This window comes from Mesorhizobium sp. B2-4-3 (assembly GCF_006442815.1).
Classification (GTDB): Bacteria; Pseudomonadota; Alphaproteobacteria; order Rhizobiales; family Rhizobiaceae; genus Mesorhizobium.
Map to the genome: position 1 here is coordinate 42,990 of NZ_VFVL01000010.1, position 18,015 is coordinate 61,004.

Annotated in this window: 13 protein-coding genes; 6 read left to right on the forward strand and 7 right to left on the reverse strand. The window is 63.8% G+C overall.

The annotated features are described in order from the left end of the window. Positions 1–34 precede the first annotated feature (34 nt). Entirely contained in the window at positions 35–1,087 is a 1,053-nt protein-coding gene (locus FJ956_RS12545; RefSeq protein ID WP_140675402.1) for a substrate-binding domain-containing protein, read from the forward strand. Positions 1,088–1,159: 72 nt separating this feature from the next. On the opposite strand, the gene FJ956_RS12550 is transcribed toward FJ956_RS12545, so the two are convergent. Beyond that, a complete protein-coding gene (locus tag FJ956_RS12550; RefSeq protein ID WP_140675405.1) occupies positions 1,160–1,399 on the reverse strand; it encodes a DUF1127 domain-containing protein in 240 nt (79 codons plus the stop codon). A 134-nt stretch (positions 1,400–1,533) separates the two neighbouring features. On the opposite strand from FJ956_RS12550, the gene FJ956_RS12555 reads away from it, so the two are divergent. After that, positions 1,534–3,039 (forward strand): winged helix-turn-helix domain-containing tetratricopeptide repeat protein, encoded by a 1,506-nt coding sequence (locus tag FJ956_RS12555; protein WP_140675408.1) that lies wholly within the window; start codon positions 1,534–1,536, stop codon positions 3,037–3,039. A gap of 445 nt (positions 3,040–3,484) precedes the next feature. Here FJ956_RS12555 and FJ956_RS12560 read toward each other — a convergent pair whose 3' ends face one another. The 5 genes from FJ956_RS12560 to FJ956_RS12580 form a co-directional block, all read right to left on the reverse strand. Beyond that, positions 3,485–4,549, reverse strand: a complete 1,065-nt coding sequence (locus FJ956_RS12560) for a D-alanine--D-alanine ligase family protein (RefSeq protein ID WP_140675411.1) — start codon at positions 4,547–4,549, stop codon at positions 3,485–3,487. Positions 4,550–4,810: 261 nt separating this feature from the next. After that, positions 4,811–5,083, reverse strand: a complete 273-nt coding sequence (locus tag FJ956_RS12565) for a type II toxin-antitoxin system YafQ family toxin (protein ID WP_140675414.1) — start codon at positions 5,081–5,083, stop codon at positions 4,811–4,813. 1 nt (position 5,084) lies between these two features. Next, a complete protein-coding gene (locus tag FJ956_RS12570) occupies positions 5,085–5,342 on the reverse strand; it encodes a type II toxin-antitoxin system RelB/DinJ family antitoxin (RefSeq protein ID WP_140675417.1) in 258 nt (85 codons plus the stop codon). A 73-nt stretch (positions 5,343–5,415) separates the two neighbouring features. Beyond that, positions 5,416–7,470 (reverse strand): bifunctional aldolase/short-chain dehydrogenase, encoded by a 2,055-nt coding sequence (locus FJ956_RS12575; protein WP_140675421.1) that lies wholly within the window; start codon positions 7,468–7,470, stop codon positions 5,416–5,418. A 194-nt stretch (positions 7,471–7,664) separates the two neighbouring features. Next, positions 7,665–8,630, reverse strand: coding sequence for a sugar-binding transcriptional regulator (locus tag FJ956_RS12580; RefSeq protein WP_140675424.1), 966 nt, complete (start codon positions 8,628–8,630; stop codon positions 7,665–7,667). 204 nt (positions 8,631–8,834) lie between these two features. On the opposite strand from FJ956_RS12580, the gene FJ956_RS12585 reads away from it, so the two are divergent. The 4 genes from FJ956_RS12585 (at position 8,835) to FJ956_RS12600 (ending at position 16,103) form a co-directional block, all read left to right on the forward strand. Beyond that, on the forward strand, positions 8,835–10,475 hold the full coding sequence (locus FJ956_RS12585) for an acyl-CoA synthetase (protein WP_140675426.1): 1,641 nt from the start codon (positions 8,835–8,837) through the stop codon (positions 10,473–10,475). 401 nt (positions 10,476–10,876) lie between these two features. Beyond that, a complete protein-coding gene (locus FJ956_RS12590; protein ID WP_140675429.1) occupies positions 10,877–11,482 on the forward strand; it encodes a TetR family transcriptional regulator in 606 nt (201 codons plus the stop codon). Between the two features lie 55 nt (positions 11,483–11,537). Further along, positions 11,538–12,701, forward strand: a complete 1,164-nt coding sequence (locus tag FJ956_RS12595; protein WP_140675433.1) for an efflux RND transporter periplasmic adaptor subunit — start codon at positions 11,538–11,540, stop codon at positions 12,699–12,701. 249 nt (positions 12,702–12,950) lie between these two features. Next, the gene (locus FJ956_RS12600) at positions 12,951–16,103 is read left to right on the forward strand and encodes an efflux RND transporter permease subunit (RefSeq protein ID WP_140675436.1); all 3,153 of its coding nucleotides are present in this window, start codon (positions 12,951–12,953) and stop codon (positions 16,101–16,103) included. A gap of 170 nt (positions 16,104–16,273) precedes the next feature. Here the strand turns inward: FJ956_RS12600 and FJ956_RS12605 are convergent, their stop codons facing one another. After that, positions 16,274–17,983: an APC family permease gene (locus tag FJ956_RS12605; protein WP_140675439.1), complete on the reverse strand. Its 1,710-nt coding sequence runs from the start codon at positions 17,981–17,983 to the stop codon at positions 16,274–16,276. Positions 17,984–18,015 lie beyond the last annotated feature (32 nt).

An 18,015-nucleotide genomic window follows, 5' to 3' on the forward strand; every position in this document is an offset into this window, starting at 1 on the left:
TTCGACCGGGGCATAACAAATGGAGGAAAACGAAGTGAGCATCACAAGAAGACTTTTGGGGAAGGCGGCACTCGGCCTCGCCGGCGCGGCGCTGCTGATGCAGGGGACGGCGCTTGCCGCGGACCGTCCGGCGCCGTTCGACAAGCCGGGCGTCAAGATCGCGCTGGTGCGCTATCTGTCGACCGGCGACTTCTTCCAGGCCTATCTGTCGGGCGTCGAGGCGCAGGCCAAGGCGCTCGGCGTCGACCTGCGCGTGCTGGACAGCCGCCAGGATGCGGCGCTCCAGGCCGACATGGTCGACCAGGCGATCGCGCTCGGCGTGCAAGGCATCATCATCCAGCACGGCCTGACGGAATCGATGAAGGACGCCGCCCAGCGCGCGGTCGACGCCGGCATCAAGGTCGTCGCCTTCGACGTCAATGTCGAGAACCCGAAGATCCCGCAGGTCGAGCAGTCCGACAAAGACCTCGCCAAGCTCGCGCTCGAGCAGGCGGTCAAGGACAATGGCGAGAGCTGGAAGGCCGGCTATGTCTATGTCGCCGGCATAGCCCCGCTCGACCGCCGCAACGAGACCTGGGTCGACGTGAAGAAGAAATATTCGGGCATCAGCGAGGTCGCCATGTTCGGCACGCTCGACAACCCGATCGCCAACTCCGTCGCCAACCAGGCGCGTTCCGTGCTGCAGGCACATCCCGACATCAAGGTGATGTTCGCGCCCTATGACGAGTTCGCCAAGGGCGTGAAGATCGCCGTCGACGAGGCGGGCCTGAACAAGGGCATCAAGATCTACTCGGCCGACATCTCGACCTCGGACATCGCCGCCATGCGCGAGCCCGACAGCGCCTGGGCCGCGACCGCCGCCACCAACCCGGCGGTCGTCGGCCAGGTCTCGGTGCGCGCGCTGGCGCAGTTGCTTGCCGGCGAGGATCCCGGCCACAACGTCATCGTGCCGCCGACGCTGATCACCCAGAAGGAGCTGATCGACAAGGACATCAAGAACATGGAAGACCTGTCGGCCAAGCTGCCGCAGTTCGCCCATGCCGATGTCGCGATGCCGGCCTGGATGCCGAACCCGAACGCCAAGTAGGTTCGGGCGGTCGCAAATGAAGAGAGCGGTCCAATGGGCCGCTCTCTTTTTTCTGCCCAGGCCATTCCGGCCTCACCGCTGCCAGAAGGGTAGCTTGGCGATTTCCGCCTCGACCTCTTTCCTCGTCAGCCCGATGTCGTCGATCAGATGCGGATTGTCCGTCGCCATGCGCTTGAGCTCGAAGCGGAAATAGGCCTGCTTGCGGCGCTCGGCGAGGAGACCGCGCAAGGCTGAGAGGCTGTAGCGCCGGCGACCGTTGATCTGGGCTGGACGCGCCACCAGAGATGCGCAAGGTGCGAAGGTATCGTTCATGGCAACCTCCATGCAGTAGCGGGTTCGAGAACCCGTAACCTGATTGAGACTGCAGTGTGCCGCAGGCGGCCGGCGGCGTAATTAAGCCGTCCCAAATAGTTCTCAAAACTTCCAAATCGGCTATAGATCGCCGCATGCAGGGATCGCGCTTCGCTTTCGGACCGTTCGTGCTTGATCCGGGCGCGGGAACGCTGCTCCGGGGCGATGTTCCCGTTGCCGCCAGTCATCGCGGGCTGAAGCTGCTCGAAGCGCTCGTCGCGCGTCCGGGCGAAATCATCGCCAAGGCCGAGCTTATGGACGCAGCCTGGCCGGGCACCGCGGTCGAAGAAGGCAATCTCACAGTCCAGATCGCGCAGCTAAGGAAGCTGCTCGGTCCGGCGACCGGTGGCGGCGAATGGATCGCCACGGTGCCGCGCGTCGGCTATCGCTTCACCGGCACCGTCGAACAGCCCGACGCCACGCGCAAACCCTTGCCGCTGCCCGACAAGCCGTCGATCGCCGTGCTGCCCTTCATCAATCTGAGCAGCGATCCCGAGCAGGACTCTTTCGCCGACGGCCTGACCGAAGACCTGATCACCGATCTCTCCCGGATCCCGGGCCTCTTCGTCATCGCGCGCAACTCGGTCTTTGCCTATAAGGGCAAGGCCATGGACGTGCGCGCCATCGCCGGGGAGCTTGGCGTGCGCTATCTGCTGGAAGGCAGCGCAAGACGGGCCGCCGGACGCGTGCGCATCAACGCCCAGCTGATCGACGCGCTGAGTGGCGAGCATCTGTGGGCCGAGCGCTTCGATCGCGGCCTGGAAGACATCTTCGCCGTTCAGGACGAGGCGACGGCCAAGATCGTCGAGGCGCTGCTCGGTCGATTGCGGGCGCCGCCGGCGCGCAACCGGCCAAAGAACCTCGAGGCCTATGATCTCGTCGTGCGCGCGCGAAAACTGTTCGACGAGTCGCCGCAGATGGCGCGCGAAGCGCATCTGATGCTGACGCGCGCGATCGCTCTCGACCCGGATTACGCGGAGGCCTATCGCTGGCTTGCGATGAACCATTGGATGGGATGGGTGCATTGGGGCGAGCCGTTCGAGCCTGCCCGCAGCACGTCCCTGGAACTGGCGCGCAAGGCCGTGGCGATCGATCCCAACGATGCCGGTTGCCGCTGGGTTCTGGCGAACCTTCTTGCCTATGAACGCGATTTCGAGCAGTCCGATGCGGAATTCGCCAAGGCGATTGAGCTCGACCCGAACGAGGCCGATATCTGGGCGACATTGTCCGACATCGAGGTGCTAGCGGGAAAGATCGAGCAAGGTCTGGAACACATTCGCAAGGCATTCCGGCTCAACCCATTTCCGCCGAGCTGGTATTATCTGACGCTCGGCCAGGCGCAATATGCGGCTGGCGACTATGAAGCCGCCGTCGAGACGCTGCGCCGCGACGAGACCTACCGCTCCAGCTCACGCCGCTTCCTGGCTGCAAGCCTGGCGCAGCTCGGCCGCCTCGACGAGGCACGCACAGAGGTTGCGCTGTTCCTTGTCGGCAATCCGCATTTTTCCACCCGCCGCTGGGTCGAGACGGAACCGTTCCGCGACGACGCGACGCTCAAGCATTTCGAGGATGGCTTCCGCACGGCCGGCCTGCCCGAATGAGGCGGCCGGCCACGGTGACGGGCTAGTCGCCACAGCACAGGGATTTTGACCGGTCGGCTCCGTTTGCATTGGCAGGTGGCAAGCGTTGGAGATTGGCCGAAACGCCCATCGCGATCGTCATTCTAGGGCGGAGCAGGAGCGAAGCTCCGTCGCGAAGACCCTAGAATCCATGCCGTTACCTTCGCCAAGGCGTGCAACGGAGCAAATTCTGCACCGCGGCAACGCTTCCAAGTCACGGCATGGATTCTATGGTCTGCGCTGCGTCGCTTCGCTCCTTGCTCCGCCATAGAATGACGACGTTGGGGCGGCTTCAGCCAATCCCCGGCGTTTGCGCTGATTGAACGCAAATGAACGGAAAATCTTGTACCAAGACAAGCGGCAACCTTCCAAATCCCTGTGTCGGGGAACTAGTCGCCCCTGCGTCCAGTTTCTCAAACCTTTTGCCTCAACGGCCGGCGCGCGCCAGCCCATGCGCCACCAGACGGTCGATGACCTCTGGATAGCTGACGCCGCTCGCCGCCATGGCCTTGGCGTACATGCTGATGTTGGTGAAGCCCGGAATGGTGTTGAGCTCGTTGATCAGGAAATTCATGTCCGGCATCAGGAAGAAATCGACGCGGGCCATCCCGTCGCAGCCGAGCGCTCTGAACGCCCTGGCGGCCATATCGCGCATGGCATTCTCGACTTCCAACGGCAGCTCGGCCGGCACGATCAAGGCCGCGCCGTTCTCGTCGATATACTTGGCGTTGTAGTTGTAGAAGCCGTGACTTTCCGCGGGCACGATCTCGCCGGGCCGCGAGACGAAGAGCTCGCCCGTGGGTCTCTCCAGCACGCTGAATTCGATTTCGCGGCCACGGACGAATTCCTCCGCCAGGACCTTGCGATCGTGCTGGAAGGCTTCCGCCAGCGCGCGCTCGAATTCCTGACTGCCATTGACCTTCGCGACGCCGACCGACGAGCCCTGCCGCGCCGGCTTGATGAACAGCGGCAAGCCGAGCTTGTCTTCCAGTTTGGCAAGCGACGGCGACGCACCCTCATCGATCGTCACCGAGCGCGCAACCGGCAGTCCCGCCGCCTTCAGCAGCCGCTTGGCGATGTCCTTGTCGAGGGCCGTGGCCGAGCCCAGAATACCGCAGCCGGCGAGCGGCACGCGCGCCACTTCGGCCAATCCCTGCACCGCGCCGTCCTCGCCATGCAGACCGTGCAGGACCGGAAACAGGATATCGATGGCGGGCAGGTCGTGGGGCGCGCCATCGGCCGGGATCGCCAGCATCCGCCCATAGCCGCCCGGCACCAGGCAGAGCTGCGTGCCGGCCGACGGCGTCGCCAGTGCGCAGTTCTCGAAGCGGCTCAGCAGCCATTGCCCTTCGCGCGTGACGAAGATCGGCACGGCGTCGTATTTCGCCGGATCCAGCGCCTGCATGACGTTGGCCGCCGAAAGCAGCGACACCTCATGCTCGGCGGAGCGCCCGCCGAAGAGCACGCCGATACGAAGTCTTTTCGCGGTCATCTGGGGCTCCACCAATGATCAAGGTTGGAGGTTGCAGGCCCTCCTTGAACCGTTTGAGCAGTAAGCGAAGGATTGAAGTGGGATTTTGACCGGTTCGAGCAGTTCTTCAGCAGAAGCGTGAAAAGGCCTTCGGTCCGGAACGGCGTCAATAAGGAGACGGAGCGGTCGGCGTTTCGTAGAACGACGAACCGCTCCAGGAGTGGGTGCCTTTGCCTGGTCAGCGCAGCGCTTCCGCGATGTTGCCAATGTCGGTCGCGGCCTTTACTCGTTGAAGAGGTCCGAATGAGAACCGGTTCGTGCAAGCTGCAGTTCGTCATTACCGATGCGGTAGATCAAAAGCCAATCCGGTTCGAGGTGAGCGTCGCGAAAGCCTTTCCATTCGCCTTTCAGCGGGTGGTCCTTGTAAATCGGCGGCAGTTCGTGCTCGCCGACCAGGAGACCCAATATCTCACGCAATTTGCCAAGATCTTTGCCACGCTTCTCCATACGCTTCACATCCCGGCGAAATTGCCCGGAGCGAACTGGGATCAACATGTCAGATTTCCAGATCCTTGAATAACTCGTCGGCCGAGGCGAAACGCTTGCCTTTGCCCTTCTCCAATTCGGCCATGGCCTTTCGAGTCGTTGCGTTCGGGACTTTCACCGGAAAGGGAAATTCCTTGTCGGCGGCGACACGGACCAGCAGTAAGCGAATGGCGTCGGAAACCGACAGGCCCATAGCCGCCAAGGCTTCCGTGGCCCGATCCTTGGTTGCGGTATCGATCCGAGCGCGGACTACCGCATCTGTTGCCATATCTGACTCCTTTTTAGCTACAATGTAGCTACAAAAGAGAATTCCTGCAAGCTGCAGTTTTACAGGATTGGCATCAGCGCAACGCCGCCGCGATGTTGCCGCCGTCCACCGTCGTCACATCGGCCGTGGTGCGCTCGGCCAGTGCCTGGTGCAGGAATGCCTGCGCGACGTCGTCGGCGGTCACTTCCTGTCCGAGCAGATTGCCGGACATGTATTCCTTTTCCGACACGCCGCGCGCGCCGGAGCGGCTGGCGATCATCGCGTCGGTCAGAAGCCCCGAGCGGATGCGGTCGGCATTTACGGCATTGGAGCGGATGCCATAGGCGCCGTAGTCCAAGGCGTATTGGCGCGACAGGAACAATGTCGCGGCCTTCGGGATGCCGTAGGCGCCGAATTTCGGGCCGGGATTGATCGCTTGCTTCGAGGTGTTGAACAAAAGCACGCCGCCGGTTCCCTGTTCCAGCATGATGCGCACCGCATTCTGCGCCGCCGACTGGTGGGCGAAGAAGTTGAGCTCGAAACTCTTGCGCAAAGTGGCGTCGTCGAGCTCGCCGATGCGGCCTTCCCAGGCCGCGCCCGCATTCGAAACCAGGATGTCGACGCCGCCATAGACGGCGACCGCCTTGTCGAAGGCAGCGCGCATCTCGGCCGCCTTGGTGATGTCGGCGCCGACGCCGATCGAATTGTTGCCGGCGGCCTTCGCCGCGTCCGCCGCCTTGGCCGGATCGAGGTCGACGATCACGGAATGCGCGCCGTTGGCCGCGAACAGCTTTGCGGTCGCCGCACCAATGGCGCCGGCGCCGCCGGTGATCAGCACGACTTGGCCGGTCAGCGGCTTCGGCTTGTTCGAGGCGAGCTTGGCCTGCTCGAGAGACCAGTATTCGAGCGGAAAGAGGTCGGCCTTGGACAGCGGATGGAAATTGCCGACGGCCTCGGCGCCGCGCACCGCCTCGATCCACATCTCGCCGACATCGGAGGCGATTTTCGCGTCCTTCAGCGTGCGGCCATGGCCGAACATGCCCAGCCCCGGCACCAGCGTCAGGCGCGGCATCGGGTCGAGCATGGTGCGCTTGACGTCGTCCAGCGCGTCATTGGTCTCGAAATAGGCGGTGTAGTCCTTGACGAAGGCATCGACATGGCTGCGCACCACGCCCTTGTAGTCGCCGAGCTTGCCGGCATCGGGCGCCGGCACCGCCATCGGTCCGGTCTTGATGCGGATCGACAGATCAGGCGTCGACACGCCGCGGCCGGCATAGTCGGCGATCTTGGCCGAATTGATGAAATCGACAATGGCGTCAGACGTGCGGAAGTCGCTGATCATACGGTCGAAGCGGCCTTCGCCGCGCGCCACCGCGACTGCGCCGCGCAGCATCGGCGCGATGTCGCTCGGCCGGGCGAGCTTTGCCGGCAGCGCTGCCTTGACCGCCTGCGGCTTGCCGTTCCTGGCGACATAATCCTCGGCCATGGTCACATAGTGGATCATGCGGTCATAGGCCTGCCTGGCATCGTCGCCGAAAGTGAAGATGCCATGCTTGTCGAGGATCAGGCCCTCGACGTTCGGGTCGGCGTCGAACACTTCCGCGGCGACCTTGGCGAGGTCGAAGCCCGGCTTGATGTAGGGCACGTAACCCATCTTGTCGCCGAACACCTTTTTCACCAGTGCCTTGCTGTCTTCCTGGTCGACGATGGCGAGGATCGCCGTGGAATGCGTGTGGTCGACGAATTTGTGCGGCAAGAAGGCGTGCAGCAGCGTTTCGACCGAGGGGTTGGGCGAGGACGGGTCGATGAGGTTGGAGCGCTGCAGCGCCACCATGTCCTCGTCGGAGAGCTTGTCCAGAGAGCGCGCCTTGAGCAGCGCGCCCATCTTCACCGCCGGCAGGCCTTGCGGCTCGATGACGGCCATGTCCCAGCCGCTGCCCTTGACGCAGAGCACGTCCCATTCGTCGCCGACCAGATCGGTGGCCTTGGTCTTGCAGGACGTGTTGCCGCCGCCATGCAGCACCAGCCGCGGCTCGCCGCCAAGCAGACGGGTCGTGTAGACGCGCAGCGCAAGGTCGCGGGCGACGCCCTTCTTGGCATAGTCGGCAACCATCTTTTCCGCGTCGGCGTCATTCCAAAGGTTCTGCATGTCGTTCCGTCCGGTTCCGTCTTTTTTGCTCATGAACAGAAAGCCGCGACGTCTTGATGACAGAAGCGGCGAGGGTGGATTTTTCAGAGCATGATGCCGAAAAGTGTGAAGCGGTTTTCGGACGACATCATGCTCTATCTCTTTGATTTAGAGCCGGATGATTTCAGGTCGGTTTGATCTGAAATCATCCGGCTCTAAGATGCTTTTTTGCCGGCTTCGCCCGCGTGATTGAGCAGGCGCTCGGCCATGTGCGCGCCGATCACCAGATGCGTGCAGAGCCCGCCGGCGACGGCCGCTAGCAGCGGCTCGAACTTGGTGTCTTCCTGCACCACCATCAGGCGCTTTTCGATGGCGCGCAGCGAGGCGAGTTCGGCGGAAATGACGCGCCGGTTGTAGCTGCAGTCGAGCACCTCGCCCTTGGCGTCGATGATCTGCCCTGCGATGACCCCGGCAGCCCCTTGGCTGCGCAGCGCTTCCATCTCGGCCGGCGACAGCGCGCCGCATTTCACCAGATGGCTGTCGGCATCGACCGCGCCGACGGAATAGAGCGCCAGATCGCAGTCGGCGACGCCGGCGAGCTGGTCGCGGATCACCGGCTCGGCGCGCAGGCCTTGCGCCAGTTCCTCGGTGGAGAGCACCAGCGGCGCATAGAAGTTGAGGCCCTTGGCGTTCAGCCGCCGCGCGATCTCCATCGTGCATTGGTCGGGCCGGTAGGAATAGGGCGCGCCGAGATTGCCGCAGAGCTGCACCACGGTGACGTCCTGCAGGTCGGCATAGGACATGATGTCGGCGATGGTGTAGACGGTGCGGCCCCAGGCGACGCCGATACGGTCGCCTTTCTTCACCAGCTCGAGAAAGACGCTCGCCGCCAGCACGGCGATATCGGTCGAGGGATCCGCGAGATAGGCATTTTCCGGCGCGATCCAGACGGCATCGAGCCCGAAGGTGTCTTCAAGTCGGCGCGCCGTGACGTCGTCGGTGAAGAGCTGCGTCGAGGTCGAGATGTTGACGATGCCGGTCTCGCGCGCCTTGCGCAGATACATGGCGACCGAGGCGCGGGAAATGTTGAGCTGGCTCGCCACTTCGTCCTGGCGAAGGCCGTGGGCATAGTAAAGCCAGGCGGCCTTGTGGATGAGCTGTTCTGCCGGTCTGATCGCCATGCCGCCTCCTCGGCTGACATTAGTCACGGCTCTCGACAAAAGTCAAATCTGCCTGCGTGAGCTGCGATCGCCTCACGGTGGGGCTCCATCCGGATTGCCATTCCACCAAGCCGGCGCAGCATAGCATCTTCAGCCGCGGAAGGGGGATAGCGTGACGAAGGGCCTAAGGTTAGAAGGTTCGAAAAGAACCTTGGGGAGAACGGGATGGCCAATCCCTACGATACAAATCTCGACAGGAACGCCGCCAACCACCAGCCGCTGACGCCGCTCACCTATCTCGAGCGCGCGGCCAAGACCTATCCCGACCATGTCGCCATCATTCATGGCAATCAGCGCATCACCTATCGCGATTTCTGGCGCCGCTCGCTGAAGCTCGCCTCGGCGCTTGCGAAGCATGGCATCGGCAAGGGCGATACGGTGACGGTGATGCTGTCCAACACGCCGCCGATGCTGGAAGCGCATTTCGGCGTGCCGATGACCAAGGCGGTGCTGCATTCGCTGAACACTCGTCTCGACGCCGCCGTCATCGCTTTCCAGTTCGACCATGCCGACAGCAAGGTGCTGATCGTCGACCGCGAGTTCTCAGGCGTCGTCAGGGAAGCGCTGGCATTGGCCAAGGTGAAGCCGTTGATCATCGACTATGACGATCCTGACTATGCCGCCGATGCGCCCTATCCGAAGGGCGAGCGGATCGGCACGCTCGACTACGAAGATTTTCTAGCCGGCGGCGATGAGGCTTTCGCCTGGTCGATGCCGGACGACGAGTGGGACGCCATCTCGCTCAACTACACCTCCGGCACGACGGGCAACCCGAAGGGCGTCGTCTATCATCATCGCGGCGCCGCGCTGATGGCCTATACCAACACCATCCATGCCGGCATGGCCAAGCACGCGGTCTATCTCTGGACGCTGCCGATGTTCCACTGCAACGGCTGGTGTTTCCCCTGGACCTTGGCCGTGCAGGCCGGCACTCATGTCTGCCTGCGCTGGGTGCGGGCAAAACCGATGTATGACGCCATCGCCGACCATGGCGTCACGCATCTGTGCGGCGCGCCGATCGTCATGTCGGTGCTGATCAACGCGAAGGACGAGGACAAGCGCGAGTTCGCGCAGACCGTCACCTTCAACACGGCCGCGGCGCCGCCGCCGGAGGCCGTGCTTTCCGGCATGGTCGATGCCGGCTTCGCCGTCACCCATCTCTACGGCCTGACCGAGACGTATGGGCCGGCCGTCGTCAACGAATGGCACAATGAGTGGGACGCGTTGGAAAAGGGACCGAGGACGGCGAAGAAGGCGCGCCAGGGCGTCCGCTACGCCTCGCTCGAGGGTCTCGCGGTGATGGACCCGCAGACCATGGTGGAGACGCCGGCTGACGGCGAGACCATCGGCGAGGTCATGTTCCGCGGCAACATCGTCATGAAGGGCTACCTGAAGAACCGCAAGGCGACCGACGAAGCCTTCGCCGGCGGCTGGTTCCATTCCGGCGACCTCGGCGTCATGCATCCCGACGGCTACATCCAGCTCAAGGACCGCTCCAAGGACATCATCATCTCGGGCGGCGAGAACATCTCCTCCATCGAAGTCGAGGACGCGCTTTACAAGCATCCGTCGGTTGCCTCCTGCGGTGTGGTTGCCCGCGCCGACGACAAATGGGGCGAGGTGCCGGTCGCCTATGTGGAGCTGAAGCCCGGCAAGACCGCGACCGAGGCCGAGATCATCGAGCATTGCCGAGGGCAGCTGGCGCGCTTCAAGGTGCCGAAGGCGGTGGTGTTTGCCGAAATCCCGAAGACCTCGACGGGGAAGATCCAGAAGTTCCGGCTGAGGGAAATGGCGAGGGGCATCTAACTTTCGTCATCCTAGGGTGGAGCAGTCGCGAAGCGACGTCGCGGAAACCCTAGGATCCATGCCGTGACCGAGCGGCAGTGCTCCAGCGGACGAGGACAGCCACCAGCGGGCACCGCGCACATTGGCGTAACATATTGATCCGCCTCACTCTTCGGCGAGCGTCACGGCATGGATCCTCGGGTCTGCGCGCGTCGCTTCGCTCCTTGCTCCGCCCGTGGATGACGACGTACAGGCGGCAATGGCTAGTCGCCGACGCCAGCCGCAGACCCTTGTTCCTGTCACCATCTGTCACCATCTGTCACCAAATTATACGCGTACGTCGATTTCGCGTTGACTCCCTGCCGCTTTCGTTTTACGAATGACGAAAATCGAAATTCGTCACTCGTCAAAACGAAAGCGCCATGTCAGAAGCCGCCAACATCGTGGCAGACCCCGCCAGACAGGAGAATGTGACCCGCATTCTCGACTGCGCGGAGCGCCTGTTCCGCCACTACGGCTACGGCAAGACCAACGTCGCCGACATTGCCCGCGAGCTCGGCATGTCGCCGGCCAACATCTACCGCTTCTTTGCCTCCAAGGTCGAAATCCACCAGGCCGTCTGCGGCCGCATGCTCGGCGCCAGCTACAAGATGGCCTACGAGATCATGCACCTCCCGGTCAGCGCCGAGGAGCGGCTGCGCCGCTACATCCATGCCCAGTACAAGATGACGCTGGAGGTCATGCTCGACCAGGAGAAGGTGCATGAGATGGTGATCGTCGCGCTGGAGCGCGATTGGGGCGTCATCGACAAGCATGTCAACAGCGTTCACGACCTCTACGCCGAGGTGATCCGCGAGGGCATCGAGGCCGGCGAGTTCAGGCAGCAGGACCCGGAGACCGCCTCGCGCTGCTTCGGCGCCGCCACCGTCATTCTCTGCCACCCGCAGATGGTGGCGCAGTGCCTTGCCAAGACCAACCGGGCAATGCCCGACGAACTTATCGACTACGCCATCAGAGCCTTGAAATAGCCGCCGCCCGCCGGGCGCGGTTTCAATAAATCATCTCCAGTTCGGGAGTGCTAAGGTGTCATTGTCCAGTTCCATCCTCCGCAGGCTGCCGGCCGCCGGCCTCCCAACCGCCGCCATCGTCGCGGCAGTGCTCGGCCTCGCCGGCTGCAGCCAGGAGAAGGCCGAGGTCGTCCAGGAAGTCGTCCGGCCGGTGAAAGTGGTCGAGATCGGGGAGGCGCAGACCACCCGTCAGCTTGACTATTCCGGTTCGGTGCGCGCCCGCACCGAGATGAATCTCGGCTTCCGCATCGCCGGCAAGGTGACCGAGCGCCTGGTCGATATTGGCCAGCATGTGAATGAGGGCGACGTGCTCGCCCGCGTCGATCCAGCCGATTATGAATTGTCGGTGAAGAGCGCTGCTGCCAGCCTCGACGCCGCCGAGCGCCAGGTCGAGACCGTCGACCTCGCCAGGAAGCGCGCCGAGCAGCTCTATGCCAAGAACTTCGCGCCGAAATCGCAGCTCGATCAGGCGCGTCTGACCTACGACCAGGCGGTGGCGACGCGCGATGCCGCGCGCTCGACGCTGGCCCAGGCGCAGAACCAGGTCCAGTATGCCGATCTCAAGGCCAGCAAGAACGGCATCGTCACTGCCATCTCCGCCGATGTCGGCCAAGTGGTCGCCGCCGGCACGCCGGTGATGACCGTCGCGGTCGACGGTGAGAAGGAAGTTTCGATCGCGGTGCCGGAGATGGATATCGCAGGCTTCAAGCCCGGCAAGGAGGTCAAGGCAAACTTTTGGTCGGACGAAGGGCTCACCCTTGACGGCAAAGTCCGCGAGGTCGCCGGCAGCGCCGATCCGCAGTCGCGCACCTTCGCCGTCCGGGTTTCGCTGCCCAACGATCCGCGCGTGCTGCTCGGCATGACCGCCAATGTCCAGGCGACCGTCGGCAGCAAGGCGCAGCTCGTGTCGATCCCGCTGACCGCGATGACCGAGAAGGACGGCAAGCAGATCGTCTGGACGGTCGACCGCGCCTCCGACACGGTCCATCCGCGCCCGATCAAGGTCGCCAATTTTACCGCCGACGGCGTCGCAGTGGCCGATGGCCTCAAGCAGGGCGACGTCGTGGTCGCGGCCGGCACACAGTTCATGACCGAGAACCTGAAGGTCAAGCTTTCAAGCGACGCCCAGCAATCCGCATCAGCGGAAGGTGACGTCGCCACCACCAGCAGCCTGCACTAACCAGGCGTAACGAACGCCTTTCCCGCTCTCGCTGCGTCAAGCCGCGAGCCGGGGAGGGCATGGGTTCCGGGCGGCGAACGCCCGATCGTGAGATGCCGGCATGTTGGCTCCCCCGCAGCAGTGCCGCGTCCAGCGCGATTTGCGAGTCTCTCTCCGCTTGAGGGGTCTCGCCGCCCGGAAGCCCACCGAACTTAGAAGCGGCATGCCAAGCGAGCGTGCCTTGCCGATCAATTGGACTGGACATGTGCCATGACCACCACCGACAGCAGCACTGAAAAGCGGCCCTTCAACCTTTCGCGCTGGGCGATCGGACATCCGAGCATCGCCCGCTTCCTGTTCGGGCTGATCATCCTTGCCGGCGCGCTCGGCCTGATGCGCATGGGCCAGAAGGAAGACCCGGACTTCACCTTCCGCGTCATGGTGGTGCAGGCGACCTGGCCCGGCGCGTCGATCCAGGACATGGAGGATCAGGTCGTCAACAAGATCGAGCGCAAGCTGCAGGAAACGCCGCATCTCGATTTCGTGCGTTCCTACACCCGCGCTGGCAGCGCCATCATCACCTTGCAGGTCAAGGGCGACACCAACACCGAGGAGGTGAAGGACGCCTTCTACCAGGTGCGCAAGAAGGTCGGCGACATTTCCAACGAATTGCCGCAGGGCCTACTCGGTCCCTATTTCAACGACGAGTTCGGCGACACTTTCATCACGCTGCATTCGATCAGCGGCAACGGCTTCACCTATCCGGAGCTGAAGCAGTTCGCCATCCAGGCGCGCGACATGCTGTTGACGACGCCGGGCGTCGAAAAGGCCGTCATCATCGGCGACCAGCCGCAGAAGATCTATATCGACGTCTCGTCCAAGGCGCTGGCCGAGCGCGGCCTGACCATTGTCGACCTGCAGAATGCCGTGAAGGGGCAGAATGCCGTCGATCCGGCGGGCTCCGTCGACACCGGCCTGCGCTCGGTGCGCATCTCGGTCGAGGGCGACGTCACCAAGGCCGCGGATATCCGCGAGCTCAGGCTGCGCTCCGGCAACCAGGTGACGCGCCTCGGCGACATCGCCACGGTCTCTTCCGGCCTTCAGGATCCTTACGACAACAAATACCTCTTCAACGGCCATGAGAGCGTCCAGCTCGGCGTCGTCATGGCCAAGGGTTTTAACGTCAGGGACGTCGGCAAGGACGTCGAGGCGACCTATCAGCGCTTCGAGGCGGGGCTGCCTTACGGTGTGTCGGTCGACCAGATCTCCGACCAGCCCCAGGTCGTCAAGGACGCGGTGAGCGAGTTCATGGAGGCGCTCGGCGAGGCGCTGCTCATCGTGCTTGCAGTCTCGCTACTGTCGATCGGTTGGCGCTCCGGCCTGGTGATCGCCATCGCCATCCCGCTGGTCTTGGCCGCCACCTTCGCCATCATGTACGAGATCGGCATCGACCTGCAGCGCATCTCGCTCGGCGCGCTCATCATTGCGCTCGGCCTGTTGGTCGACGATGCGATGATCGTCGTCGAGATGATGGAGCGAAAGCTCGAGGAAGGGCTGGTCAAGATCGAGGCGGCAAGCTTCGCCTACACCTCGACCGCTTTCCCGATGCTGACCGGCACGCTGATCACCACGGCCGGCTTCATCCCGGTCGGCTTCGCCGCCTCCACCGCCGGCGAATATGTGCGCACGCTGTTCTATGTCGTCGGCATCGCGCTCGTCGTGTCCTGGTTCGTCGCGGTCTATTTCACGCCGTGGCTGGGCTACATGATCCTGAAGCAGCGCAAGCATGCCGGCACCCATCACGATGTCTTCGACACCGGCTTTTATCGCCGCCTGCGCGCGACGGTCGCCTGGGCCGTGCGCCACCGCATCATCGTGCTGGTGATGACGCTGGTCACCTTCGCCACCAGCCTCTGGGCCTTCCAGTTCATCCCGCAGAACTTCTTCCCGCAGTCCTCGCGCCCGGAAATCCTGGTCGATCTCTGGCTGCCGGAAGGCACCTCGATCAAGGAGGTCGAGAAGCAGGCCAAGTCGTTTGAAGGCAGGATGGCGGACGATCCGGACAAACGCTTCATCGCCACCTATATCGGCGAAGGCGCGCCGCGCTTCTTCCTGCCGCTCGACCAGCAGCTCCGCAACCCGAACTTCGCCCAGCTCTTGGTCATGGCCAAGGACGAGCCGGCGCGCGAGCGGCTGATCGTCAAGATGCGCAAGATCCTGGCGCAGGATTTCCCCTCGATCCGCGGCAAGGTCGACCGTCTCTTCCTCGGTCCGCCGACCGGCTGGCCGGTGCAGATGCGCGTCATGGGTCCGGACCGCCAGGAGGTACGCCGCATTGCCGATGAGGTGAAGGCGAAGTTCCAGGCCAACCCGCTGCTCGGCGCCATCCATGACGACTGGCTGGAGCCGGTGCCGGCGATGAAGCTGGTGATCGATCAGGATCGCGCTCGCGCCCTTGGCGTCACCTCGCAGCGCGTCCGCCAGATGCTGCAGGCCACCATGTCCGGCGCGCCGCTCGACGACTTCCGCGACGGCGAGGAGACGGTCTCGATCGTCGCCCGCGAGCCGGACGCGACCCGCAAGCTGCTGTCCTCGGTGGACTCCGTCTATATCCCGACCGACTTCGGCGGCTCGGTGCCGCTCTCGCAGGTGGCCAAGGTCGTGCCGGTCATGGAGCAGGGCATCGAATGGCGGCGCGACCGCCTGCCGACGATCAGCGTGCGCGCCACGCTGCCGGACGGCGTGCAGTCGAACGACGTCGTCACCAAGATGTACAACGACATGAAGGACCTGCGCGCCGGCCTGGCGCCCGGCTACAAGGTCGAGATCCAGGGCGGCGCCGAGGATTCGGCCGAGAGCCAGGCCTCGATCGCCGCCAAGGCGCCGATCATGCTCGCCATCATCGTCGTGCTCCTGATGGTCCAGCTGCAGCATTTCGGCAAGTCGATGCTGGTGCTGGCCACTGGCCCGCTGGGCATCATCGGCGCCGCCGCGGCGCTGCTGATCAGCGGCGCGCCGTTCGGCTTCGTCGCCATCCTCGGCGTGATCGCGCTGCTCGGCATCATCATGCGCAACTCGATCATCCTGGTCGACCAGATCGACCAGGACATCGCGGCCGGCATGGAGCGATCGGAAGCGATCGTGGGTGCTGCCGTGCGCCGCTTCCGGCCGATCATGCTGACGGCGCTGACCGCCGTGCTGGCGCTGATCCCGATCTCGCGCGCCGTCTTCTGGGGGCCGCTGGCCTACGCCATGATGGGCGGCATCCTGGTCGCCACCGTGCTCACCATCCTGGTGCTGCCGGCCGGCTACGCCCTGTTCTTCGGCCGCGCGCCGAAAAAGGCCAAGACCGACGAGCAGGCGCCTGAGCCGGAGAAGATCGAAGGCATTGAAAGACCGCAACTAGCCCTGGCAGCGGAATAAGGTGGCAACCTGGAATCATCCGCCATCGTCATCAGACGGTGGCGGATGATCTGCATGTACGGGCAACCACATCTTGACGACGCCGTACGCCGGTCAGTCTTCGCTTACTGGCGCCAAATGAAATGAAACGGGCGCGCCGAAGCGCGCCCGCTTCCTTTCAGGTTGCCACGCTAGATGACGAACACCCAGTTGGCGATCAGCATCACGATCACGCCGGCAATCAATGTCAGGTAGGGCAGCATGCCCGCCTTTTTGACCGAGAGGTCCGCTCCCGCCATGCCGAGGTCGGCCAGCATGTGATCGGGGAACTTGCCCTTGTCCTGGATGTAGTGACGGAAGCAGAACACCGGGATGATCAACGCCGCCGTGATCAGGCCGGCCCACAGCGCCATCGGGTTCCACACCTTGGCGCCGGCGCCCATGAAGATCGCGTTGACATAGGCGAAGATGGCGCCGATGCCGAGCAGCCAGGTCGGCGCCTTCCAGGGACGATTGATGTGGCCGTTGTCGATGCGGTGGATCCAGCCGGCGTTGAGGTTGAGGAAGTTGAAGATGATGTAGCCGCAATTCGACACGGCGAGGATGAAGAAGAAGCTCGTCGCGTCGGCCGAGGCGATGGCCAGCACGATCAGGTTGAAGCAGAGGTCGGTCCACATCGCCCGCGTCGGCGCGCCATGCTCGTTGACATGGCTGAGATAGCGCGGCAGCCAGCCGTCGACCGAGCCCTGGTAGAGCGTGCGCGAGGAGCCGGCCATCGCCGTCATGATGCAGAGCACCAGCGCCAGGATCATCAGCATCACCAGCAGGCTGTGGATCAGCTTGCCGCCGCCGACCATGCCGGCCAGCGCGTCGGCGACGCCCGAGCCGTCGACGATCGGCGTCGCCAGCATGCCGTTGAGCCCCAGCACGCCTTGGAAGGTGAAGGGCACCAGGATGAACAGCAGCATGCAAAGCAGGCCGGAATAGAAGATCGCCTTGAACGTGTCGGTGCCGGGGTTCTTGAACTCCGACGTGTAGCAGACGGCCGTCTCGAAGCCGTAGGTCGACCATGCCGCGATGAACATGCCGCCCAGCACCAGCGTCCAGCCGGCGATGTTCCACGAACCCGGGTCGGGCGCGTAGGCGGCCGCCAACGGCACCAGCGGCGAGAAGTTCGACCAGTCGATCTGGCCCGTGAAGATCGGCACGACGCCGACGATCAGCATCGGGATGATGACCAGCAGGCCGATATATTTCTGCACGTTGGCCGTGCCGAGGATGCCGCGATGCTGGATGGCGAAGATGATCAGCATCAGCACCGCGCCGATGAAGAAGGTGGCGTTGAAGGTGAAGGACACCGGACCCAGCGTGTGGCTCCACAATGACCAGGTGCGGATCGCGGGCGTGGCGGCAACCGCCACAGCGGCGATGGCATCGGCGGGCGCCGTTCCGGCATGCGCGGCGATGTAGGCGACGACTTCCGGCGATGTCTCGGTGAAGGCCGGGATCGGCGCCAGCGCGTTGAGGATGTAGGCGGCGGCGATCGAGCAGCCGAGCGACAGCACCGGCGACCAGGCGAACCAGTTGCACCACACCGACAGCGGCGCGATGAACTTGGAATAACGCAGCCAGGCGGTCGCACCGTAGATCGAGGCGCCGCCAGATTTGTTCGGAAACAGGCCTGCAATCTCGGCATAGGTGAAGGATTGCAGGAAACCCATGATCATGGACACCGTCCAGATCAGGAAGGCCAGCGTCCCGGTCGTGCCGGCGATACCGCCGATCGAGAACAGGACCAGCGCTGGAACGCCGCTTGCCACCCAGAAGGCGCCACGCCAATCGATATGCCTGAGCAGCTTGCTTTCGACAGGCTGCTCGAGGGCCGTGCTTATCGTGCTCATATCTTGTGTCTTCCCCTTTTTTCTGTTCCCCG

What these genes read in the sequence shown, in the direction of transcription:
- FJ956_RS12550 (WP_140675405.1), bottom strand. Translation starts at nt 1,399, where the DNA reads ATGAACGATACCTTCGCACCTTGCGCATCTCTGGTGGCGCGTCCAGCC.
- FJ956_RS12560 (WP_140675411.1), bottom strand. Translation starts at nt 4,549, where the DNA reads ATGACCGCGAAAAGACTTCGTATCGGCGTGCTCTTCGGCGGGCGCTCC.
- FJ956_RS12565 (WP_140675414.1), bottom strand. Translation starts at nt 5,083, where the DNA reads ATGTTGATCCCAGTTCGCTCCGGGCAATTTCGCCGGGATGTGAAGCGT.
- FJ956_RS12585 (WP_140675426.1), top strand. Translation starts at nt 8,835, where the DNA reads ATGGCCAATCCCTACGATACAAATCTCGACAGGAACGCCGCCAACCAC.
- FJ956_RS12605 (WP_140675439.1), bottom strand. Translation starts at nt 17,983, where the DNA reads ATGAGCACGATAAGCACGGCCCTCGAGCAGCCTGTCGAAAGCAAGCTG.
- FJ956_RS12590 (WP_140675429.1), top strand. Translation starts at nt 10,877, where the DNA reads ATGTCAGAAGCCGCCAACATCGTGGCAGACCCCGCCAGACAGGAGAAT.
- FJ956_RS12555 (WP_140675408.1), top strand. Translation starts at nt 1,534, where the DNA reads ATGCAGGGATCGCGCTTCGCTTTCGGACCGTTCGTGCTTGATCCGGGC.
- FJ956_RS12580 (WP_140675424.1), bottom strand. Translation starts at nt 8,630, where the DNA reads ATGGCGATCAGACCGGCAGAACAGCTCATCCACAAGGCCGCCTGGCTT.
- FJ956_RS12570 (WP_140675417.1), bottom strand. Translation starts at nt 5,342, where the DNA reads ATGGCAACAGATGCGGTAGTCCGCGCTCGGATCGATACCGCAACCAAG.
- FJ956_RS12575 (WP_140675421.1), bottom strand. Translation starts at nt 7,470, where the DNA reads ATGCAGAACCTTTGGAATGACGCCGACGCGGAAAAGATGGTTGCCGAC.
- FJ956_RS12600 (WP_140675436.1), top strand. Translation starts at nt 12,951, where the DNA reads ATGACCACCACCGACAGCAGCACTGAAAAGCGGCCCTTCAACCTTTCG.